This is a genomic window from Saccharothrix obliqua, from assembly GCF_019375475.1.
Taxonomy (GTDB): domain Bacteria; phylum Actinomycetota; class Actinomycetes; order Mycobacteriales; family Pseudonocardiaceae; genus Actinosynnema; species Actinosynnema obliqua.
The window spans coordinates 156,584-179,744 of record NZ_JAHXGQ010000004.1 but is presented as its reverse complement, the minus strand read 5'-3'; the positions used below and the strand labels follow the sequence as shown (position 1 = coordinate 179,744).

The 23,161-nt window shown below is 75.6% G+C and carries 13 protein-coding genes; 12 read left to right on the top strand and 1 reads right to left on the bottom strand.

Annotated elements, in window-relative coordinates; all coding sequences use genetic code 11:
- Window positions 1-161: 161 nt before the first annotated feature.
- From KZQ38_RS14235 to KZQ38_RS14220, 4 genes are all read left to right on the top strand, one after another.
- On the top strand, window positions 162-1,601 hold the full coding sequence (locus KZQ38_RS14235) for a S1 family peptidase (RefSeq protein WP_219442154.1): 1,440 nt from the start codon (window positions 162-164) through the stop codon (window positions 1,599-1,601).
- Between the two features lie 127 nt (window positions 1,602-1,728).
- Window positions 1,729-2,703 (top strand): LysR family transcriptional regulator, encoded by a 975-nt coding sequence (locus KZQ38_RS14230; RefSeq protein WP_219442152.1) that lies wholly within the window; start codon window positions 1,729-1,731, stop codon window positions 2,701-2,703.
- Between the two features lie 164 nt (window positions 2,704-2,867).
- Window positions 2,868-3,473 carry a TetR/AcrR family transcriptional regulator gene (locus tag KZQ38_RS14225; protein ID WP_219442150.1) on the top strand — a complete coding sequence of 202 codons (606 nt, stop codon included), beginning with the start codon at window positions 2,868-2,870 and terminating at the stop codon, window positions 3,471-3,473.
- Window positions 3,474-3,525: 52 nt separating this feature from the next.
- Window positions 3,526-6,285, top strand: a complete 2,760-nt coding sequence (locus KZQ38_RS14220) for an AfsR/SARP family transcriptional regulator (protein WP_372452238.1) — start codon at window positions 3,526-3,528, stop codon at window positions 6,283-6,285.
- Window positions 6,286-6,399: 114 nt separating this feature from the next.
- On the opposite strand, the gene KZQ38_RS14215 is transcribed toward KZQ38_RS14220, so the two are convergent.
- Entirely contained in the window at window positions 6,400-7,905 is a 1,506-nt protein-coding gene (locus tag KZQ38_RS14215; protein ID WP_219442146.1) for an AMP-binding protein, read from the bottom strand.
- A gap of 280 nt (window positions 7,906-8,185) precedes the next feature.
- On the opposite strand from KZQ38_RS14215, the gene KZQ38_RS14210 reads away from it, so the two are divergent.
- The 8 genes from KZQ38_RS14210 to KZQ38_RS14175 are packed head-to-tail and all read left to right on the top strand — an operon-like array spanning window position 8,186 to window position 23,159.
- On the top strand, window positions 8,186-8,419 hold the full coding sequence (locus KZQ38_RS14210; protein ID WP_219442143.1) for a phosphopantetheine-binding protein: 234 nt from the start codon (window positions 8,186-8,188) through the stop codon (window positions 8,417-8,419).
- A gap of 37 nt (window positions 8,420-8,456) precedes the next feature.
- Entirely contained in the window at window positions 8,457-11,336 is a 2,880-nt protein-coding gene (locus KZQ38_RS14205) for a non-ribosomal peptide synthetase (protein ID WP_219442141.1), read from the top strand.
- Complete coding sequence (locus KZQ38_RS14200; RefSeq protein WP_219442138.1) at window positions 11,333-14,236, top strand: amino acid adenylation domain-containing protein; 2,904 nt, start codon at window positions 11,333-11,335, stop codon at window positions 14,234-14,236. Before KZQ38_RS14205 ends, KZQ38_RS14200 begins: the two co-directional genes overlap by 4 nt.
- Window positions 14,233-17,121 (top strand): type I polyketide synthase, encoded by a 2,889-nt coding sequence (locus tag KZQ38_RS37085; RefSeq protein WP_219442136.1) that lies wholly within the window; start codon window positions 14,233-14,235, stop codon window positions 17,119-17,121. Before KZQ38_RS14200 ends, KZQ38_RS37085 begins: the two co-directional genes overlap by 4 nt.
- Entirely contained in the window at window positions 17,118-18,209 is a 1,092-nt protein-coding gene (locus KZQ38_RS14190) for a MupA/Atu3671 family FMN-dependent luciferase-like monooxygenase (RefSeq protein WP_257901411.1), read from the top strand. The genes KZQ38_RS37085 and KZQ38_RS14190 overlap by 4 nt, the downstream gene beginning before the upstream one ends.
- Window positions 18,206-21,127 (top strand): condensation domain-containing protein, encoded by a 2,922-nt coding sequence (locus tag KZQ38_RS14185; RefSeq protein ID WP_219442134.1) that lies wholly within the window; start codon window positions 18,206-18,208, stop codon window positions 21,125-21,127. Before KZQ38_RS14190 ends, KZQ38_RS14185 begins: the two co-directional genes overlap by 4 nt.
- Complete coding sequence (locus KZQ38_RS14180) at window positions 21,124-22,332, top strand: MFS transporter (protein WP_219442132.1); 1,209 nt, start codon at window positions 21,124-21,126, stop codon at window positions 22,330-22,332. Before KZQ38_RS14185 ends, KZQ38_RS14180 begins: the two co-directional genes overlap by 4 nt.
- Window positions 22,329-23,159 (top strand): SDR family oxidoreductase, encoded by an 831-nt coding sequence (locus KZQ38_RS14175; RefSeq protein ID WP_219442130.1) that lies wholly within the window; start codon window positions 22,329-22,331, stop codon window positions 23,157-23,159. Before KZQ38_RS14180 ends, KZQ38_RS14175 begins: the two co-directional genes overlap by 4 nt.
- The last annotated feature ends 2 nt before the right edge of the window (window positions 23,160-23,161 follow it).

The window sequence follows — 23,161 nt, the reverse complement described above, 5'->3', positions numbered from 1 at the left end:
GTGCGCTGGTCCCGGTGCTATGGCGATCTGTGATCTCCCCGGCGTGATCGGGCGCTGACTACGTTCGGGTGACCGCCGGGGTGCGGCCGTCGACAGCCCGCCTCCGCCGCGCTCCCTGCCGCGCGGCCTTCGGCGGTCCCTGCACCGCGAGGAGATCCAGCATGTCCAGACTTCGTGTGCCGCCGGTCGTCGCGATGGTGGTGATGGCGACCGTCGGCGGCTTCGCGGCGGCCGTGCCGCCGGCGCTCGCCGATCCGCCCGTCGCCGAGCAGCCGGTGCTCGCCGCGTTGCGGCGTGACCTCGGCGTCGCCGACCCGGTCGCCCGGCTCGCCGCCGAACGCGCCGCGGCGGAAACCGACCGGGGGCTGCGTGCGGCCCTCGGCTCGCGGTTCGGCGGCAGTTGGTTCGACGCCGGGCGTGGCGCGCTGGTGGTGGCCGTGACCGACGCGCGGGACGCGCGGCTGGTGCGGGCCGGGGGAGCGGAGCCCCGGGTCGTGGCGCGCGGCGAGGCCGTGCTGGCCACCGCGAAGCGCCTGCTCGACCGGGCGGCGGCGAGCGCGCCCGCGGCGGTGCCGGGCTGGCGGACGGATCTCGCGGCCGACACCGTGGTGGTCAAGCACGCGCCCGGCGCGGCGGACCGCGCGCGGCGGTGGGTGGCCGCGTCCGGCGCCGACCCGGCCGCGATCAGTTACGCGGAGAGCCCGGAACGGCCCCGGCCGCTGATCGACGTCGTCGGCGGGAACCGGTACTGGACCAGCAAGTACGGCTGCTCGGTCGGCTTCTCCGTGCAGGGCGGTTTCATCACCGCCGGTCACTGCGGCGAGGTGGGCGAGACGACGACGCAGCCGGGCGGCCGGTTCGAGGGCTCCAGCTTCCCGACCGACGACATGGCGTTCGTGCGGACCAACGCGGCGGAGAACCCGGTCGGCGCGGTCAACGACTACAACGGCGGCCGGGTGGCGGTGAAGGGGGCGCGGGAAGCACCCGTCGGCGCGTCGATCTGCCGCTCCGGCGGCACGACCGGTTGGCACTGCGGGACGATCCGGTCCCGCGACGCCACGGTCGACTACGGCCCGGAGATCGGCAAGGTCTACGAGGCGATCGAGACGTCGGCGTGCGCGGAACCGGGCGACTCCGGCGGCTCGGCGATCTCCGACGGCCAGGCGCAGGGCGTCACCTCGGGTGGTTCCGGTGACTGCAAGGGCGGCGCGGCGACCACGTACTTCCAGCCGGTGCCGGAGATCCTGACCCGGTACGGCGTCTCGCTGCTGACGTCGGACGGCGGTCCGGGCAACCCGCCCGCCTGCGGCACGGCCGCGACCGGTGACGTCACCTCCGGTGGCAGCACCGTGCAGCCGGCGGCCGGTTACTTCGACGCCGGCGCGGGTGCGCACAAGGGCTGCCTCCGGGGGCCGGCGGGCGCGGACTTCGACCTGTACCTGCAAAAGCAGAGCGGCACGTCGTGGCGGACCGTCGCCTCGGGCACCGGTCCCGACGCGACGGAAACGGTGTCCTACAACGGGACCGCCGGCCGGTACCGGTGGCTGGTGCGCTCCTACAGCGGTTCCGGCCGGTTCACCCTGGAGACCACCAAGCCGTAGTGCCGGGTGCGGGAAGAGGGGTCCGCGCGGGCGGCGGACCCCTTTCCCGCGCGCGCCGGACGGCGGTACGGTCGCGAGACCACCCCGGGAGCGGGCGAATCGCCTCGCGCGGGGATGCGGAGGTCCCGTGGAGCTGGAAGTACGCCACCTGCGCGCGCTGGCCGCGATCGACGACACCGGCAGCCTGACCCGCGCCGCACGCCGGCTCGGCATGACCCAGCCCGCGTTGTCCGGGCTGCTGAAGCGGATCGAGCACAGCGTGGGCGGAGCGTTGTTCATCCGCGCCGAGCACGGCTGCCTGCCGACACCGCTGGGCGCGGAGGTGCTGGGTGAGGCGCGGGTCGTGCTGAGCAGCATGACGGCCATCGCCGAGCGGGTCGGCCGGTGGTCCCGCCGCGGTGACCCGTCGGACCCGTTGCGGGTCGGCGGTTACTGCGGTTTCCTGCACGTCGCCGTGAGCAGTTGGCTGCGGGAGCAGCCGTGGTGCGCGGGCGTGAACCTCCAGGAGGACACCGACGAGCGGATCAGCGTCGAGAAGGTGGCGATCGGGGAACTGGACCTGGCCCTGGTGTACCGGCCGCCGCTGCCCGGCCTGAGCACGCCGCCCGGTGTGGCCGACGTGCTGGTGCACGAGGCGGAGCCGGTGTTCGTGGCGATGGCGCACGACCACCCGTTGGCGGGGCCCGGCGCGGTGCGGTTGGCCGACGTCTTCGAGCACCCGTGGGTCGACGAGCCGCCCGGCACGACGCGGTGGTGGACCTACCTGACCCAGGTGTGCCGGGAGCACGGGTTGACGGTGCGCCAACCGCACAGCACGCAGTGCCTGTCCACGACGTTGGCGCTGGTGCAGGCGAAGTTCGCGATCGCGCCCGCGTTGGCGACCAGCGTGGACCGGCCGGGCGGCATCGTGGTGCGTGCCATCGAGGGCATGCCGATGTGGCAGGAACTCCGGCTGTTCTACCGGCCGGACACCGTGGTGGCGGCGCACATCGAGGAGATCCACGCGCACGTGCTGGCGAGCTACGCGGCACGTCAGGGGTGCAGCCCGGCGTTCGACGCGTGGTGGCGCGAGCGGGGGCGGGAGCTGCTGCCGACGGGGTGACCGACGCGTCGGGTGCGACCGCGGTCGAGGAGTTGCGCCGTGAGCCCGGCCGGGCGAGCCGTTGCCGGGTCGGCGGGCTGGTCCCCAGCGCGGCGTGCCAGGAAGTGCCCGCGGTGGCGAGGTGTTCTAAGATAGGTGCCCTAACTTGGATTCCGGAGGTGTCGATGCCTCCCAACCGGGTCAAGACCGGTGGCCGCACCGCACTGGTGTCACCGGGTTCGATCGTCGAGGCGGGCAGGCGGATCGGATTGGCCGACCTGTCCGTGCAGGCCGTCGCGCACGAGCTGGGCGTCAGCACGACCGCCGTGTACCGGCGCGTGCCGAGCCGCGACGCGTTGGAGACCCTGGTCGGCGAGTCGATCCTGGCCGACCTGGAGCCGGTGGACGTGCCCGGCGAGCCGGTGGCGGAGCACCTGCTGCGGTTCGCGGGTCGGCTGCGTGAGTTCGCCCTCGCCCACCGCGGTGTCGCCGCCTACCTCCTGCGCGCGTTCCCGCGCGGCCCGAGCGGCGGGCGCCTGCTCGCCGCGGAGGTCGCCGCGCTGGGTCGGCGAGGCTACCCGCCCGACGCCGCCGCCGTGCTCGCCGGCGCGGTCGCGGCGATCGCCCTCGGGCTGGTCGCCGGCGAGGAGGTGCGGGTGAGCGGCGAGATGGCCGGCGTGCCGCCCGGCATGGGCGCCGAGCGGTACTTCCGCCTGCTGGTGACCTCCGCCGTGGACGGCCTCCTCACCCGCCTGCCGCCGGGTCGTTCGGTGGACGGGCTGACACCCTGAGACGCGCGTGCCGGAGAATGCCGCCCCGGACAGGTGGACGTGATGGGAGCCGGTGTTGGGGGTTCGGATCGCCCTGCTGGGCGAGGTGTCGGCACGGGACGGCGCGCGGTGGGTGGACCTCGGGCCCGCGAAGCAGCGGTGCGTGCTCGCCGCGCTCGCCGTGGACCTCGACCGGGCGGTGACGGTGGACCGCCTCACCGAACGGGTCTGGGGCGCGCACCCGCCGCACCGCGCCCGCGAGACGTTGTCCAGCTACGTGTCCCGGCTGCGGCGGCTGGACCTGCGGCTGGATCGCCGGGCGGGCGGCTACGCGCTGGTCGCCGGCGAGGACGACGTGGACCTGCACCGGTTCCGGCGGCTGTGCGCGCAGGCCAGGACCGCCGACGACCAGCGTGCCGCGACCCTGCTCGGCGAAGCGCTCGGGCTGTGGCGCGGTGAACCGCTGGCCGGGCTGGACGGCGACTGGGCCGCGCTCGAACGCGACCGGCTGCGGCAGGAGCGGCTCGCCGTCGAGTGCGACCTGACCGAGGTGCTGCTGCGGCTCGGCCGGGGCGAGGAGCTGGTGGCGGAGCTGTCCACGCGGGCCGCGCGGCACCCGCTGGACGAACGGGTCGCCGCCCAGTACATGCTGGCGCTCTACCGCGGCGGACGCGCGGCCGACGCGTTGGAGCACTACCGGCGGTTGCACACCCGCCTGGTCGCCGAACTCGGCACCGACCCCGGTCACGTGCTGCGCGACCTGCACGGGCGCATCCTCAACGGCGACCCGTCGCTGACCGGCGCGCCCGCCCGGACCGGCGTGACGCCCCGCCAGCTACCCGCCGCGCCGGCCCCGTTCGTCGGCAGGCACGCCGAGCTGGACCGGCTGGACGCCGCGCTCGACGGCGCGGGCGGCACGGTGGTGATCTCCGCCATCGCGGGCTCGGGCGGCATCGGCAAGACGTGGCTGGCACTGCACTGGGCGCACCGCAACGCGCACCGCTTCCCGGACGGCCAGCTCTTCGTGGACCTGCGCGGGTTCAGCCCGGACGGCACGCCGATCAGCCCCGGCGCGGTGCTGCGCGGCTTCCTCGACGCCCTCGGCGCGGAACCGGACCGGATCCCGGTCGAACCACACGCGCGAGCCGCGTTGTTCCGCAGCATGGTGGCGGACAAGCGGATCCTGGTCGTGCTGGACAACGCCGCCGACACCGCGCAGGTCGCGGACCTCCTGCCGGGCACGTCGGCCGGCACCGTCCTGGTGACCAGCCGCAACCGGTTGACCGGTCTGATCACCGGCCACTCGGCCCGGCACCTGCCGCTGGACGCGTTGGCCGACGAGGAGGCCCGCGCCCTGCTCGCCGACCGCCTCGGCGCGGACCGGGTGGCCGCCGAGCCCGCGGCGGTGGCCGAGCTGGTGGCGTTGTGCGGCGGGTACCCGCTGGCGCTGAGCATCGTCGCCGGCCAGGTCGCCGCCGGCACGCCGATCGCCGACGTGGTCGCCGACCTGCGTGAGTTCGGCCTGGACGCGCTGGCCGACGGCGACCCGGCGGCCAGCCTGCCCGCGGTGTTCTCGTGGTCGCACCGGGCGTTGACCGCCGAGCAGGCCGAACTCTTCGCGTTGCTCGGCGCGGCGCCCGGACCGGACCTCGGGCTGCCCGCCGCGGCGGCGCTCGCCGGGTTGCCGCAGCCCCGCGTCCGGGCGCTGCTGCGCGAGCTGGAGCAGGCGTCGCTGGTGACGCGCGACGCCGCCGGCCGGTACCGGATGCACGACCTGATCCGCCGGTTCGCCGCGGACCGGGCCGCCGACCACGACCGGGACGCCGCCCTGCGCCGCCTGATCGACTTCTACCTGCGCACCGGCCACGCCGGGAACCTGCTGCTGCACCCGTACGTGACGCCGATCGAGCTGGACCCGCCGCTGCCCGGCGTCCGGGTGCGACCGCCCGCCGACGACGCGGAGGCGCTGGCCTGGTTCGACGCCGAGCACGCGGTCCTGCTCGCGATCGTGGAGGCCGCTGTCGCGCTCGGGCTCGACCGGGACGTGTGGCGGTTCGCGTGGACGTTGAACAACTACCACTTCCGCCGGGGCAACCGGACCGACCAGTTCGCGGTGTGGGAACACGCGCTGGCCGCCGCCGAACGCCTCGACGACCCCGCCGCGCGCTTGCTCGCGCACCGCAGCGCGGGCCGCGCCAACGCCGACGTCGGGCGGCCCGAGGAGGCGATGCGCCACCTGTACCTGGCGCTGGAGCTGGCCGAGCGGACGAACGCGCGTGCCGACCTCGCGCACACGCACCACGCGTTGACGTGGTCGTGGCTCCAGCGCGGCGACGACGGGCGCGCCCTGGCGCACGCCGAGAGCTGCCTGGAGATCCACCGGACGATCGGCAACCCGGCGTGGGTGGCGGACGCGCTCAACGCCGTCGGCTGGTGCGCCGCACGCGTCGGCCGCCACGACCACGCCCGGCGGCACTGCCTCGAAGCGCTTGCCCTGCAACGAACCCACGGCGACCGCGACGGCGAGGCGGACACGTTGGACAGCCTCGGGTTCATCGCCCACGAGACCGGTGATCACGAGAGCGCGGTGGACCACTACTCGGCCGCCGTCGCGCTCTACCGGGAGCTGGAGAACGACTCCCAGGCGGTCAGCACGATGGACCGGCTCGCGGCGTCGCTGCTCGCGCTGGGCCGCACCGACCAGGCTCGCGCCACGTGGCGGGAGGCGGAAACCCGGTACCGGGCCCACCAGCGGGACGAGGAGGCCGCCGAGGTGCGCCGCCGCCTGGACGCCTTGGACTCGGCGGCCGAAGCTCCCGGCTCGGCGGGGTGACGCCGCGCCCGGTGGCGCCGCGTCGCCGACCGGCTCCGCCGGCGGTGACACCGTTGAGACGGCCCGCCGCCATTCGGGTGGCCGGCCCCGGCCGCGCGGGTATCCGGCCCGGTGTCACCGCGCGCGATCGGGTTCCGGGGCCGTTCGGATGATTTTCCCGTTCGCGCTCAACGGCAGGTGCGCGCGGTGTTCGAACCGGTGCGGGAGCATGTACGGGGGAAGGCTGGCGTGGATTAGCGCGATCAGGTGACTTGCCGGCACGGGATTACCGGTGTAAGTCGCCAGCAGATCGGTGCGGTCGCCTTCGGTGATCGGCACCACCAACGCCTCTCGTACATCCGGGTGAGTGCACAACACCGCTTCGATTTCGCCCGGCTCGATGCGGTAACCACGCACTTTCACCTGGTTGTCCAGCCTGCCCAGGAACACGAGTTCGCCATCCCGCACCGCCACCCGGTCACCGGTCCGATACCAATGCCGGTCGGTCGGCGGCCCGCCCCCGGTGAATACCCGGGCCATTTCCCCGTCCCACGAGACGAATCGACCCGCGTTGTCCGCCGGGTCCAGGTAGCCGCCGAACCGCTGCGGCCCGCGCAGGCACAGCTCGCCCTCGGCGGCCCGCCTGCCGTCCTCGCCCAGCACCAGGTGCTCGGTGTGCGGGTACGGCGCGCCGATCGGCACGGTGGCCCCGGTCTCGTCGCCGGTGACCTCGTGCGCGCACGTCGAGATGGTCACCTCGCTCGGGCCGTACGAGTTCTCCACGCGGCTGTTCGGCGCGGCCCGGCGCCACAGCGCGGCGAGCTTCGGCGTCAGCCGGTCGCCGCCGAACACGCTGCGCCGCAGGGTCGGCATCGAGCCCGCCGGCAGGCCCTCCAGGCGGTCGGCGACGGCGATCATCGACGGCACCGAGTACCAGTGCGTGATGCCGCGCCCGGCCACGTACTCGACCGGTTTGAGCGCCTCGCGGTGGTCCGGCACGACCAGCGTCGCGCCCGCCGTCCACGTCAGCAGCATGTCGGCCACGGACGGGTCGAAGGTCAGGTCGAAGTTCTGGGACACCCGGTCACCTGCGCGGATACCGCGACGCGGCCCGTTGTGCGCGAGCCACGGCCGCAGGTTGCCCCACCGGATCGGCACGCCCTTCGGCCGCCCGGTGGAGCCCGACGTGGACACCACGTACACCACGGGGTCGTCGGCGGTGCGGCGCGGCGCGGGCCGCACCCGGCCGGTCAGCGCCTCCCGCGCGGACAACGCGAGACCGCCGCCGAGCGCGGCGTGCTGCGTGGTCGCGGCCTCGTCGGCGAGCACGAAGTCGACGCCCGCCGCCGCGGCGAACCGCTCGTTGCGCGCCGGTGGGAACGCCGGGTTCAGCGGCACGGCGGTCGCGCCCAGCCGCAGCGCCGCGAGCCACCCGGTGAACGCGACGACACCGCGCGGCGCGAGCACGCCGAGCCGCGCGGGCACGCCGCCGGAGGTCTCCGCCACCCGCCCGGCGACGCGCTCCACCGCCTCCGCGAGGGTCGCGTAGTCGAGCACGTGGCCACCCGCCTCCAGCGCGGTGCGGTCGTGGAACCGGGTGGCGGCGGCGGTGAACAGATCGAACGGCGACGCCTCGCTCATCGGCGCGAACCCCCACGTTGGCCGTGTGCGGAACTGCCCATTGTCCGGGCTTTTCCCAGTGAACCACAAAATGCCCGAAAAGTGGGCTCGGTGCTCACGGTCGCCACTGAACCGGCCGGTTTCGATCTTGGCGGGATTTTGGTCCTGGCGGGGTGGAAATGTTGTGGTACGGTCCGAACGACTGGGGAATTACGCCGATGGGCAGTTCGGGGACTGCCGCGCGGTGAATTGCGCGGAGTGGTTTCCGGGCGGTCCGGTCCGGACGCCGGGGGACGGGACAATGGCACTCGAACAGGACGACCAGCTGCGCGCGCTGTGGCGTGAGGTGCTGGGTCCGGACGCCGATCCGGCGGCCGGTTTCATCAACTCCGGCGGTGATTCGTTCAAAGCCGTGCTGCTGGCCACCCGCGTGTTCGAGACGACCGGGCGCGACCTGGACTACCTCGACGTGCTGGAGGCCGACGGGCTGGACGCGTTGCGCGCCCTGGTGGCACGCACCGCCCCGCGCGGCTGAGCGCGGCCCACCGATCGCACAACCCCGGGGGAGAGCCATGTCGGGTCACTGGCCGCTCGCGCCCAACCAGGCGGAGCTGTACGTCGCCGACCAGACCGCCGACCACGTCACCGCCTACCACTCGGCGTCCGTGCACGCCGTGCCGCCGGACCTGGACCCGGCCGAGCCGGCGCGCCGCCTCGCGGCGCTGGCGGCGGCCCACCCGCTGCTCGCCGCACGCGTCACGGCGGACGGCTGCTGGGCACCGGCCCGCCCACCGGTGCTGCACGTGCGGGACGCGCCGGACCGCTCGGCGATCCGCCAGGAGTGCGCGCGCCCGTTCGCGCCGCACCGCGGCCCGCTGCTGCGCGCCGTGCTGCTGCGTTACCCGGACGGCGCGGCCGACCTCGTGCTGGTGGCGCACCACCTGGTCACCGACGAGCGGTCCACCGAGCTGATGGCGCGGTGGCTGCTGGCGGGTGAGCGGCCGGAGCCCGCGGAGACCTACCGGCGGTGGACCGAGCGCCTGGCGCCGCCGGACCCGGACCGGGTGGCGGCGGTGCGGGAGCGGCTGCGTGCCGCCGACCTGGACTTGCCGCTGGACTGGGGCCAGGGCGTGCCCGGCGGTCCCGGCGACCGGGCCGACCTGCGCGTGCCCGCGCCGACGTGGCGCGGGGTGCGGCGGTCCGCCGCCGCGCTGGGCGTCACGCCGCACTCGGCGGTGCTCGGCGCGGCGGCCCTGGTGCTGGCCCGCTGGACCGGCGCCGCGAACCCGGTCCTGGGCACCAACGTGTCCCGCCGGTCGGCGCGGCACGCCGACACCATCGGCTACTTCGGCGCGACCGTGGCCGTGCCGGTCGCGGTGGACGAGGACCAGTCCCTCGGCGACTTCCTGCGTGCCGCGCACGACCGCTGCCTGGCCGCGTACCGCACGGCCGACATCCCGCTGTCCGCCGTCACCGACCACGCGCCGCGCTGCGTGGTGGTGCCGCGCACCGGGCGCACGGACGTGGACCTGGGCGCGGCGCAGTTCCCGCTCACCCTCTACCTGGGCGAGGAACCGGACGGCGGCGCGCACGCCCTGCTGCGGTTCCAGACCTCGGTGGTCGGGCGACCCGCCGCCGAGCGGTTCCTGCGCTGCCTCGACGTCGTGCTGGCGGCGTTCGCCGACGACCCCGGCACGCCGACGCACGCCGTGCCCACCATGGCGCGCGCGGACATGGACGCCGTGCTGGCGTCCGGGCGCGGCGCGCACCGGGACGCGCCCGACACCACGATCACCGAGCTGTTCGCCGCACGCGTGGCCGCCGGGCCGGACCGGGTGGCGGTGACGGCCGGCGACACGTCCCTCACCTACGCCGAGCTGGACGACCGGTCCACGGGTCTGGCCCGCGCCCTGGTCGACGCCGGTGTCGAACCGGGCACGCGGGTCGGCGTCCGGCTGGAGCGCGGACCGGACCTGGTGGTCGCGTTGCTCGCGGTCCTCAAGGCGGGCGCGGCGTACGTGCCGCTGGACCCCGACTACCCGGCGGAGCGCACGGCGTTCGTGACCGCCGACAGCGGTCTGCGCGTGGTGGTCGGCGACGTGCCGGACGCGACCTCGGTGCCGCCGTCCGCGCGCGGCTCGGCGGAGCTGTCCCGACCGGCCGCCGGCGACGCCGCCTACGTGATCTACACGTCCGGTTCCACCGGGCGGCCGAAGGGCGTCGTGGTGCCGCACCGCAACGTCGCCGCGCTGCTGGCCGCCGCCGACGGCTTCGGGCTCGGCCCGGACGACGTGTGGACGCTGTTCCACTCCTTCGCCTTCGACTTCTCGGTGTGGGAGGTGTGGGGCTGCCTGCTGACCGGCGGGCGGCTGGTCGTGGTGCCGCACTGGACGGCACGCGACCCCGACGAGTTCCACGCGCTGCTCGCCCGGGAGCGGGTGACCGTGCTCAACCAGACGCCGTCGGCGTTCGCCCAGCTCGACCCCGGTGACGACCTCTCGGTGCGGTTGCTGGTGTTCGGCGGCGAGGCGCTGGACGCCCGGCTGGTGCTGCCGTGGCTGGACGCCTACCCGCGACGGCGGTGCCGGGTGGTCAACATGTACGGCATCACCGAGACGACCGTGCACTGCACGTGGCACGACGTGACGCGGGCCGACGCGCTGGCCGGTCCCGCGCCGGTCGGCCGCCCGCTGCCCGGCTGGGAACTGCACGTGCGCGACCCGCGCGGCCGGCTCGTGCCGCCGGGCGTGGCGGGTGAGATCCACGTCGGGGGGCTCGGGGTCGCGCTCGGGTACCTGCACCGGCCGGAGCTGACCGCCGAGCGGTTCGCGGGCGGCCGGTACCGCAGCGGCGACCGGGGCCGCTACCTGGACGACGGCCGGCTGCTGCACCTGGGCCGCCTGGACGACCAGGTGAAGGTCCGCGGGCACCGGATCGAGCCGGGCGAGATCCGGTTCGCGTTGCTGGCCGACCCGCGCGTGACGGCGGCGGCGGTCGTGGTCCGGCGGTCCGCCGACTCGGCGGCCGTGCGGCTGGACGCATACGCGGTGACCTCGGCGCCCGCGCCGGACCTGCGGGCACGCCTGGTGGAGCGGCTGCCCGCCCACCTGGTGCCCGCGACCGTCACCGAGGTGGGCGCGTTGCCGTTGACCGCCAACGGGAAGCTGGACGTCGCCCGCCTGCCCGCGCCCGGCCCGGTGGTCGCGGAGACCGCCGCACCGGTCCCGGAGGACGGCGTGGAGGCCCGCGTGCGGGCCATCTGGGAGCGGCTGATGGGCGTGCCGGTCGGTCCGGACGACAACTTCTTCGAACTCGGCGGCAACTCGCTGCTCGCGGTGCGGCTGAACGCGGCGCTCCGCGAGTCCGGGTTCGCGACCGTGCGGTTGCGCGACATCTTCCGGCACTCGACCGTGCGCCGGCTGGCCCGCGTGTTGCGGGGGAGCGCGTCGTGACGCCCGCTTCCGCCGCGCAGACCCGGTTCTACCTGCTCGACCAGCGCGACGGCGGTGACACCCGCACGCTGGTCAAGCACGTGGTGGCACACGGCGCGCTGGACCCGGACCGGGTGGCGGACGCGGTGCGCGCGGTGCTGGCGGCGCACCCGGCGTTGCGCACCTCGCTGCACGTGGGCGTCGGGCTGGAGGCGCGGGCGCACCCGGTGGACGACGTGCCGGTGGAGGTCCGCCGCGTCGGGCCGCACCACGTGGCGGACGTGCCGCGCCGCCCGTTCACGCACGGCGCGGGCCCGCTGTGCTCGGTCGCGGCGTTCGTCGGTCCGGAGCGGACGGACCTCGTGGTGTCCGTGCACCACGCGGTGTTCGACGCGCCCTCCACGGCGATCCTGTTGCGGCACCTGGCTTCCGCGTACGCCGGGGAGTCACCGGTGGTCCACGCCGGCGGTCCGCCACCGGACCTCGCGCGGGCGCGGGCGCACTGGGCGGCGGCGCTGGCCGACCTGCCGGAGCACGACACGGCCGTGCCGCACACCGGTCCCGGTGGCGACCCGACCCGGGGTTCGGTGCGGGTGCCGTTGCCGGGGGAACACCTGCGCGCCACGGCCCTGGAGACGGGTGCTTCGCCGTTCATGCAGGTGGTCGCGGCGCTGGGGATCGTCCTCGGCCGCTACGCCGACGCGGACGACGTGCTGGTGGCGGTCGCCGTGGACGGGCGCGGCCCGCGGGACGGCGAGACCGTGGCGTGCTTCCAGAACACGGTGCCGGTGCGGCTGCGGGTGGCGGACCCGGCGACGGTGTTGGACCAGGCGTTGGACGGCGTGCTGGACGCGGTGGAGCACGCCGCGCTCCCGCTGGAGGAGATCCTGGACCTGGCGTCGGCGGACGGCGTGCGGCGTGCGTTGACCCGCGTGCTGTGCACCGAGGTCGGTCCGGCGGCGGCGGTCGAGGTGGGCGGTGTCCGCTGGGAGGTCGTGCCCGGTCCACCGCCCCGGGACGCCGAGTACGACCTGTCCGTCACGCTGGCCCCGGGACCGGAGCTGGTGGTGGAGTACCGGGCCGACCTGGTGGCCGGGCCGGTGGCGCGCCGGTTCGCCGACGCCGTGGCCCGCGCCGCAGCCGGTGATGTGGACGTGCTCGGACCGGACCGCGTGGTGCTCGACCGCCTCGCCGCCGGGCCGCCGCTGCCGCCGACGCGGCCGGTCACGGAGCTGGGTGGCGCACCCGACGTGATCGCCGTGCGGGACGGCGCCTCGGCGTTGACCTACGGCGAGTTGTCGGCGGCGGCCGACGTGCTGGCGCGGGCGCTGGTGGCGGCGGGCGTGCGGCCGGGCGACCGGGTCGGGGTGGCGTTACCGCGCGCGGTGGACCTCGTGGTCGCGGTGCTCGGGGTGTTGCGGGCGGGCGCGGCGTACGTGCCGCTGCCGCCGGACAACCCGCCGGAGCGCTTGCGGCACATGGCGTCCGACGCGGCGTTGGCGGTCGTCGTCGGTTCCGGTGTGGACGGTGTGGACGGTGTGCCGGTGGTGCCGGTGCGACCCGAACCCGTGCCGGCGGAGCTGCCCGTCGTCACCGGCGGCATGGCCGCGTACGTGGTCTACACGTCCGGGTCGACCGGGCTGCCCAAGGGTGTCGTGGTGCGGCACGGCAACGTCGCCGCCCTGCTCGCCGCGTTCGACCTGGTGGTGCCGGATCTCCCGGAGCACGTGGTCGCGGCCACCGCCCTGTCGTTCGACATCAGCGTGCTGGAACTGCTGTGGCCGTTGGCACGTGGGCGGACCGTGTTGCTGACCGACCACCAGCGGGTGGCCGGGTGGTCCGCGCCGGGTGCGTTGTACCAGTGCACGCCGACCGTGGCGCGGGTGTTGGCGGCCGACCCGGCGGGCCGGGACTTCCTCGGGGGCCTCGGTGTCCTGCTGGTCGGCGGGGAACCGCTGCCGGACGACCTGGCGGCGCGGCTGGCGGGCCTGGTGCCGGGACCGGTGTGGAACTGCTACGGGCCGACCGAGACGACCGTGTGGTCCACGGTCTGGCGGGTCGGTGGTGGACCTGTCCACATCGGACACCCGTTGGCCGGAGAGCGTTGGCACGTCGTGGATTCGCGCTCGCGACCGCGACCGGTGGGTGTGCCGGGGCGGCTGCTGCTGTCCGGCGCGGGCGTGGCCGCGGGTTACTGGCGGCGACCCGGGCTGACCGCCACGCGGTTCCACGCGCTGCCCGACGGGTCGTTCGGCTACGACACCGGTGACGAGGTGCTGGTGGACCCGGAGCACGGGCTGCGGTTCGTGGACCGGGCCGACGCGCAGCTCAAGGTGCTGGGGCAGCGGGTGGAGCCCGGCGAGGTGGAGGCCGTGCTGACGCGGCACCCGGCCGTGGGCGGCGCGGTGGTGGTGCCCGCGTTCGACCGGACCGCGCTGGTCGCCTACGTGGTGGCGGACCGGGTGGACGGGCTCGCCGAGCACGCCCGCCGGTTCCTGCCGCCGACCATGGTGCCCGTCGCGTTCCACGCGGTGGCGGAACTGCCGCGCACGGCGCACGGGAAGCTCGACCGGGCGCGGGCGGCGGCGTGGGCGGCCGACCTGGCGCCCCCACGTGCGCCGGACGGCGCGGCATTGGCCGTCGTGACGGGCTTGTGGGCGCGGGTGCTCGGCCGGGAGGTGTCCGACGTGGACAGCTCCTTCTTCGAACTCGGTGGCAGCTCGGTGCAACTGCTCCAGGTGGTGGCCGCGTTGCGGGAGCGGTACCCGCGGGTGCGGGTGGCCGACCTGTTCCGGCACGTCACGGCGCGGGCGCTGGCCGGGAGCCTGGAGCGGGGCGACGCGCCGGAACCGGCCGCGGGCCGGGGCGCGCGACGGGCGCGGGCGGTCGCGGGGTGGGCACGACGAGGGGAGCGGGCGTGAACATCGCGGTGGTGGGGTTGGCGATCCGGGTGCCCGGCGCCGGATCACCGGAGGAGTTCTGGGCGAACCTGGTGGCGGGTCGGGTGTCGTTGCCCGGCGTGGGTGACGACGGCCTGCCGCGCGCGGGGCAGCTCGACCGGGTGCGGGAGTTCGACGCCGACCTGTTCGGGCTGCCACCCGCGCACGCCGCCGCCACCGACCCGCAGCACCGGGTGCTCGCCGAACTGGTGTGGGAGGCGTTGGAGCGGGCCGGGTTGGACACCACGCGGTCGTCGGACGCGGTGGGCGTGTTCGCGGGCTGCGGCCCGGACACCTACCTGCACCGCAACGTGCTGCCCGCGGGGGACGTGGTGCGTGCGCTGGGTTCGCAGCAGGTCCGGCTGGGCAACGACCGCGACTTCCTGGCGACCGCGCTGTCCTACCGGCTGGGGTTCACCGGGCCGAGCATGACGGTGCAGACCGCGTGCTCGTCGTCGTTGGTGGCGGTGCACCAGGCCGTGCGGGCGTTGGCGACCTACGAGTGCGACGTGGCGATCGCGGGCGGTGTCACGGTGCAGCTACCGCTGAGCGGGCGGTACACGCCGGTCGAAGGGGGCATCACGTCGGCGGACGGGTTCTGCCGGCCCTTCACCACCGGGAGCACGGGCACCGTGCCCGCGAGCGGGGCGGGGGTCGTGGTGCTGCGGCGTGCCGAGGACGTCGGGGTGGAGCCGGTGCTCGCCCACATCGTCGGCACGGCGGTGAACAACGACGGCGCGGACCGGATGAACCTGGTCGCGCCGAGTCCGCGCGGGCAGGCGGCCGTGCTGCGGGAGGCGTTGGAGGTGGCCGGGCTGTCCGGGTCGGACGTCGGGTTCGTGGAGGCGCACGGCACCGGCACCGCGCTCGGCGACCAGGTCGAGCTGTCCGCGCTGGCCGAGGTGTACCGGGGCAGCGCGCTGGGCTCGGTGAAGGCCAACGTGGGCCACACCGACACCGCCGCGGGCGTCGTCGGGTTGGTGAAGGCGGTGCTGGCGCTGCACCACGGGGTGCTGCCCCCGACACCGCGCCAGGACGGCGACGGGCCGGACGTGGAGCCCGGCGCGGGCTTGCACGTGCCGCGCGAGGTGCTGCCGTGGCCGGACACCCTGCCGCGCCGCGCGGCGGTCAGCTCGTTCGGGCTCGGCGGGACGAACGCCCACGTCGTGTTGTCCGCCGTGCCTGCCGAGCCCGCGCCGGCTGCCTTGTCCGCGGACGAACCGGGGGCGGCGTCCGAAGGTCCCGGCTCGGTGGAGGAGTCGGGGGAAGGCGAGGCCGTGGTGGTGTTGTCCGCCGCGACCGAGGAAGCCGTGCGCGAGCAGGCGCACCGCCTCGCCGCGTTCCTCGCGGAGGACCGGTCGCCGTTGCCGGACGTGGCTTCGGCGCTGTGGCGCGGTCGGCGGCAGCTCGGGTGGCGGTGGGCCGGTGTGGCGCGGGACCGGGACGCGTTGCGTGCCGCGCTCGCTCGGCCGGACGGGGTGCGGCGGGCGGTGGCGGAACCCCCGGTCGCCGTGGTGCTGCCCGGCCAGGGCGGGCGGGTCGCGGGCGCGGGGATGCTGCGTCACGGGCCGTTCCGCGCGGTGTTCGCCGAAGCCGCCGACGCGGTGCGCGACGCGGCCGGCCCGGTGCTGCACGACTTCGCCGACTGGGCGCCGGACGACCCGCGCCTCGGCCGCACCGAGGTCGTCCAACCGCTGCTGTTCGCGGTGCAGTGGGCGGCGTTGCGCGTCCTCGCGGAGCGGGGCCTGGTGGCGGACGTGCTGCTCGGGCACAGCGTCGGCGAACTCGTGGCCGCCGCGCACGCCGGGGTGTTCGACTTCGCCGACGCGGCACGGGCGGTGGTGCGGCGGGGCGCGTTGATGGGCGCCGCGCCCGCCGGTGTGATGGTCGCCGTGCGGCTGGGCGAGCAGGACGCCCGCGAACTGGCGGGTGAGCTGGACGTCTGCGTGCTGAACGCGCCCGACAACACCGTCCTGGGCGGGCGACCGGACGCCGTCGCGGAGTTCGAGGAGCGTTGCCGGTCCCGTGGCGTGCAGGCCAGGCGGTTGCCCACCGCGCACGCGTTCCACTCCGCCGACATGGCCGCCGCGGCGGAGGAGTTCACCGGTTTCCTGCGCGGGGTGCGGTTGGCCGAGCCGCGGCGGGCGGTGCTGTCGAACGTGACCGGCGTCGCGCTCACCGCCGGGCAGGCGACGGACCCGGCGTACTGGGGCGGGCAGGTGCGGGCGACGGTGCGGTTCGCCGACTGCGTGCGCGCGCTGCCGCCGGGCCTGGTGGTCGGCGTGGACCGGGACGGCGCGGTCACCAAGCTGGCGCGGCAGGCGTTGCGGCGGTCGGGTGTCGACGCGTTGGTGCTGGACCTGTTCGGCGGGCGCGGCGCGACCGGTGACGAGGAACCGCGCGGCTTCACGACGGCGGTGGCCCGCGCCTGGACGGCGGGTGTCGACCTGACGCCGGTGACCGGACCCGCGCGGCACGTCCCGCTGCCCACCTACCCGTTCTCGACGCGGCGGCACTGGCTCGGTGACGACGACACCACCGCCGAAGCCGGACCGGCGGCCCCGCCGGTGACGCCGGACGACCTCGCGGCCCGCGTGATCACCGTGTGGCAGAACGCGTTCGGCGGTCCGCCGCTGCGGCTGGAGGACGACTTCTTCGCACTCGGCGGCACGTCGTTGCAGGCGGCCCAGCTGGTCGCGGTGGTGAACGAGGAACTGCTGCTCGACGTCCGGCTGCACGACCTGTACGAGTGCTCGACGCTCGCCGACTTCGTGGACCGCGTGCGGGACGTCTCGACACGTCGCGACGACGCGGAACTGCTGCGGCTGCTGGACGAACTCGAAGCCGAGGAGGAGGCGCGGCGATGACCACACCGGCGGACCGGTTGCGGGCCATGTCACCGGACGAGCGGGCTCGCCTGCGCGCGGAGCTGCGGGCGAAGGCCACCGCGGGCCCGCCGCCCGCCCGGCTGAGCCTGTACTTCTTCGCCAGCGCGGACAGCATGCCCGCCGACCGCTACTACGACCTGGTGCTGCGTGCCGCCGAGCACGCCGACCGCGCCGGGCTGCACGCGGTGTGGCTGCCGGAGCGGCACTTCGTCGACTTCGGCGGTTTCTCGCCGAACCCGGCGGTGCTGGCGGCCGCGGTGGCGGCACGCACCCGGCGGCTGCGGGTGCACGCGGGCAGCGTCGCCGCGCCGTTGCACCACCCGGTGCGGATCGCCGAGGACTGGGCGCTGGTGGACAACCTGTCCGGCGGTCGGGTCGGCGTGTCGTTCGCGAGCGGCTGGCACCGGGACGACTTCGTGCTGGCGCGGGAGGACTTCGAGCGGCGGCGCGTGGTCACGTCGGAGACCGTCGAGCGGGTGCGGTCGCTGTGGCGTGGCGAGGTGTCGCGCCTGCCGACGACCGCGGGCGGCGTGGCGGAGGTGCGGCTGAGCCCCCGCCCGGTGCAACCCGAGCTGCCGGTGTGGCTGACGGCGGCGGGCAACCCGGCGACGTTCGCCGAGGCGGGCAGGCTGGGCACGGGCGTGATGACCGCGCTGCTCGGCCAGACGCTGCCCGCGTTGCGGGACAACGTCGCCCGGTACCGGGCGGCGTGGCGGGAGGGCGGGCACGCGGGTCGCGGCGACGTGGTGGTGATGGTGCACGCGCACGTCAGCGACCGGCCCGACCTGGAGGACCGGCTGCGGCCCGCGATGCACCGCTACCTGGCGGCGTTCCGGCGGCAGACCGGCGGCGCGGCCGACGAGGTGCTGCTGGAGGAGGCGTTCCGCAGCTACCTGCGCGGACCGCTGTCGCTGCTGGGTGGACCGGACAAGGCGCGGTCGGTGCTCGCCGGGCTCGCCGCCGCCGACGTGGACGAAGTGGGGTGCCTGGTGGACTTCGGACTGCCCGCCGACGAGGTGCTGGCCGGCCTGCCCGCGCTCACCGCGCTGGTCGGGGGTGCGGCGTGAGCGTCGACGACCGCCTGGCCCGCCTCACGCCCGAGCAACGCGCCGCGCTGGCCGGGAAGCTCGCCGCCGCGAAGGCCGGTCCGCCGCTGCGGCGCAGGCCCGGTCCGCGTGACCGGTTCCCGCTCGGCCTGGACCAGGAGCGGCTGTGGCTGCTGGACCAGCTCGACCCCGGCAGCACCACCTACACGCTGAGCTTCGGCCTGCGGTTCCGGGGCGCGTTCGACGAGGCCGCCCTGATCGACGCCGCGCACGCCGTGGTGCGGCGGCACGAGCTGCTGCGCAGCGTCGTCGTCGTGGACGACGGCCGGCCGGAGTTGGTCGTGCGCCCCGACGCGCCGGTGCCGGTGCGTCGGCTGGACCTGCGGGGCGTGCCGGACGCCGAGCAGCGGCTCGCCGAGTTCGTCGCCGAGCAGGTGGACACGCCGTTCGACCTGACCACGGGACCGTTGCTGCGCTTGGGGATCGTGCGGCTGGCGGACGACGAGCACCAGGTGTGCGAGACGATGCACCACTCGGTGACCGACCAGTGGTCCTACGTGCGGCTGAACCGGGAGCTGTTGGAGCACTACCGGGCCGCGCTGGAGGACCGCGTGCCGGACGTGCCGGAGCTGCCGGTGCAGTTCGGCGATTTCGCGCACTGGCAGCGTGAGCTGTTCGCGGCCGACCACCGGCACCGCGAGTTCTGGCGGGACCACCTCGCGGGCGCGCCGACCACCCTGCCGCTGCCGTACGACGGTTCGCCGGACACCGCCGACCACGCCGGGGCGCACCACCGGTTCGTGCTGGACGAGCGGGTCGGCGCGGCGTTCCGGCAGCACACCCGCGACCGCCGCACCACGCTCGCCACGTCGCTGCTCGCGGTGTACGTGGCGTTGTTGTTCGAGGAGACCGGCGAGCGGGACATCGTGGTCGGGCTGCCCAGCGTGACCCGGTCGCGGCCGGAGAGCCGGGACTTGATCGGGTTCCTGCTGACGAACGTGCCGGTCCGGGTGCGGCTGCCCGCGGACCCGACGCCGGACGACGTGCTGCGGGCCACCACCGCGGCGTCGGCCGCGGTCGCCGAGCACCGCGAGGTGCCGTTCGCGGAGATCGTGTCGGCGGTGTCGCCGGACCGCTCGGCCACCCGGTACCCGTTGTTGCAGACCATGCACCTGGTGCTGGACTTCGACGACACGATCTTCCACGTGCCCGGCGCGGAGGTGTACGCCAACGGCGTGCGGGACGGCGTGTCGCCGATGGACCTCACGGTCGGCTGGTGGCGGGCGGGCGACCTGATGTACGGCCGGTTCGAGTACCGCACCGCGTTGTTCCGCCCGGCCACGGTGGACCGGCTGGCGCGTCGGCTGCTGACCCTGGTGGACGTGTTCACGCGCGAGCCGGGCACACCCCTGCGCCCGCGCGCCGTGCCGGTGGCGAGCGCGCCGTCCGTGTTGTCCGCCCGCACCGCCGAAGCCCCCGACGAGGACCGGCTGGCACGGGCGCGGCAGGCGTGGTGCGAAGCGCTCGACCTGCCCGACGCGGCGCCGGACGACACGTTCTTCGACGTCGGCGGCACGTCGGTGCTGGCCGTGAAGCTGACCAACCGGCTGCGCGCGGCGGGTTTCACCGCGACCGTGCGGGACGTGTTCACCCACCCGACGCTCGCCGGCCTGGCCGCGCTGCCGCGGGCCGACCGGACCGGCGCCGCGCCCCGGAGCACGCCGGACAGCGCGCCCGCCGGTCCGGAGCAGGAGCTGTTGCTGACCGCCGGGATGCCCGCGGTCGAGCGGTGGGCGCACACCCTGGTCCTCGACCCCGGCGGACCCGTGGACGCGGACCGCCTGCGGGACGCCGTCGCGGCGGTCGTCGCCGCGCACCCCGGTCTCACCACCACGTTCCGGCACGACGGCCGGTGGACCGCGCACCGGGGCGACCGCTGGGGCTGGCTGGTGACCGGTGACGGGCCGGACGAGGTCGCGCACCGGCAGCGGGCCGGGTTCGACATCGCCTCGGGACCGCTGTTCGCCGCCGCGCTCGCCGGCGACCGGGTCGTGCTGACCGCCGCCCACCTGGTGATCGACGGGCTGTCGTGGGACGTCGTGGTGGACGACCTGGCCCGCGCGTACGCCGGGGAGCCGCTGCCCGCCGAACCCGTCGACCCGCTCGCCCACGCCGCCGCGCTGCGCGCGGTGTCGGCCGCGCCCCAGGCGGACTACTGGCGCACGCGGCAGCAGGCGGTGCGCCCGGTCGCGTGGTCGACCGGCGAACCGACGCTCCAGGGCGACGTGGTGGAGGTCGAGTCGACCGCACCGCTCACCACACCAGGCACGTACCAGGCGGAAGCGCTCACGGCGGTGGCGCGGGCGTTGCGGCCGTTGACGGAGGACGTGGTGCTGACCGTGGTCGCGCTGGGGCGGGAGCCGGTGGCGGCGCTGCCGTACTGGGACGGCGCCCGCTCGGTCGGTTACCACGCCTGCTCCTACCCGCTGCACGTGCCGTCCGACGACCCGGCGGTGGTCGCCGCCGCGCTGCGGGCCGTGCCGGACGGCGGCAAGGGCTACGGGCTCCTGCGTGCCGCCGGGGAACTGCCGCCGGTGCACCCGGCGGTGAGCGTCAACTACGTGGGCGCGCTCGGCGCGGACCCGGGACCGTTCCGCCGGGTGCGGGAGATCGGGCCGACCGGCAACGACGCGTTCACGCGCACCGCCGACGTGGACGTGGTGGTGGCGGTGGCGCCGGACCGCGTGGTGTTCCGCTGGCGGTACAGCCCCCGCGCGGTGCGGGCGGACCTGGTGCGGGAGGTGGCGGACCGCGCGGCGGAGGCGTTCACCGCGGTGGTCTCGGCCGTCGACGCGGCGCCCGGCGAGACGGCGTTGTCCGACGCGCGGATGGACGAGTTGTCCGCCGAGCTGAGCCGGGCCCGGCGGGCGGCCGGGTGAGGCGTCCGCTGATCGTCCTGCTGACCGCCAACTACCTGTCGTGGTTCGGCAACGCCGTCACGGTCGTCGCCGTGCCGCTGTACGTCTTGCAGGAGACCGGGAGTTCGCTCCAGACCGGCCTGGCCGGGTTCGCCAACACGCTGCCGCTGGTGTTCGCGGGCGCGGCCGGCGGCGTCCTGGTCGACCGGTTCGGCGGGCGGCGCGTGGGCGTGCTGTCCGACCTCGCGGCCGGGGTGTGCATGGTGCTGGTGCCGCTGCTGCACGGCACGGTCGGGTTGCCGATGCCGGTGCTGCTGGCGTTGCTGTTCGGCCGCTCGCTGGCCGCGACGCCCGCCGGCACGGCCCGGTTGAGCCAGCTCGCGCCGCTCGCCGAGGCCGCCGGTGTGCGCCGGGAGACCGCGAACACGGTGCACCACTCGGCGCAGCGGCTGGCGCTGGTGCTCGGCCCGCCGCTGGCCGCCGCGCTGGTCGCGGTGACCGGGCCCGCGCCGACCCTGTACCTGGACGCGGGCAGCTTCCTGCTGGCGTCCCTGCTGACCTTCCTCGGCGTGCCCGCCACCGAACGCCCGGCCACGCCGCGTGCCGGGTTCGCGCGGCAGCTCCGGGACGGTTTCGCGTTCGTCGCCGCGACACCGGTGATCGGCGCGATCCTGGCGGTGCTCGTGGTGACGAACTTCGTGGACGACGCGTTCGCGCCGGTGCTGCTGCCGGTGTACGCCACGGAGGTCGCGGGTGACGTGCGGGCACTGGGCTGGCTGCTCGCGGCCGGTGGGGTCGGCGCGGTCATCGGCACGTTGGCGTACGCGCCCGCGAGCCGCAACGTGCTGAGGAACCGGTACGCGACGTTCATCGGCTGCTTCGCCGCGGTCGCCCTGCTGCGGGTGCTGATGGTCTACCTGCCGGGCGTGCCCGCGATGGCGGCGTTGACGTTCCTGGTGGGCCTCGCCGGCGGGCCGCTGAACCCGCTGCTCGCGACGGTCATGCAGGAACGGGTGCCGGAAGGGCTCCAGGGGCGGGTGTTCGGGTTGACCGGCGCGGTGGCGTTCGCGTCGGTGCCGCTGGGCGTGCTGTCCGCCGGGTGGTCGGTGGAACTGGTCGGGCTGCGGTACTCGCTGCTCGGGTTCGCCGTGGTCTACCTGGCGCTGGTGGTGGTGGCGCTGCGGCTCAAGTCGCTGCGGGAACTGGACGAGGGGGCGCGGTTGTGACGGATCGGCTGCGGGGCAAGGTGGCCGTGGTGACCGGCGCGGCGCGTGGCGTCGGGCGCGCGTGCGCGGTGGCGTTCGCGGCCGAGGGCGCGGACGTGGTGCTGGTGGACGTGGCGGCGGACGTGCCGGGCGTGCCGTACCCGCTGGGCACGGAGAGCCAGTTGGAGCACACCGCCGACCTGTGCCGCGAGCACGGCGGCGAGGTGGTGGCGGCGGTCGCCGACGTGCGTGACCTCGCCGCGCTGCGGCGGCTCGCGGACACCGCCCTCGACCGGTTCGGCGTGGTCGACGCGGTGGTGAACAACGCGGGCATCGCCGCGCCGTCCGGGAAACCCGCGCACGAGATCACCGAGGACGAGTGGCTGCTGATGCTCGACGTCGACCTCAGCGGCGCGTGGCGGGTGACCACCGCGTTCACCCCGGCCATGGTGGACCGCCGGTCGGGCAGCGTGGTCAACATCGCGTCCACGGCCGGCCTGGTGGGCTACCGGCACTTCGCCGGGTACGTGGCGGCGAAGCACGGGCTGGTCGGCCTCACCAAGGCGACCGCGCTGGACCTCGCGCCGCTGCGGGTGCGGGTCAACGCGGTGTGCCCGGGCAACATCCGCGACGACCCGGCGGTGGAGGGGCGGATGCTGTCCGAGATCGCCCGCAGCCTCGACGTGCCGGTGGCCGAGCACGAGGCGGCGTTCCTGGCGAACCAGCCGATGAACGCGCTGGTCGAGCCGACCGACGTGGCCGCAGCCGCGGTGTGGCTGGCCTCCGACGAGGCCCGGCACGTCACGGGCGCGGTGCTCACCGTCGACGCCGGGTACACGGTGAGGTGACG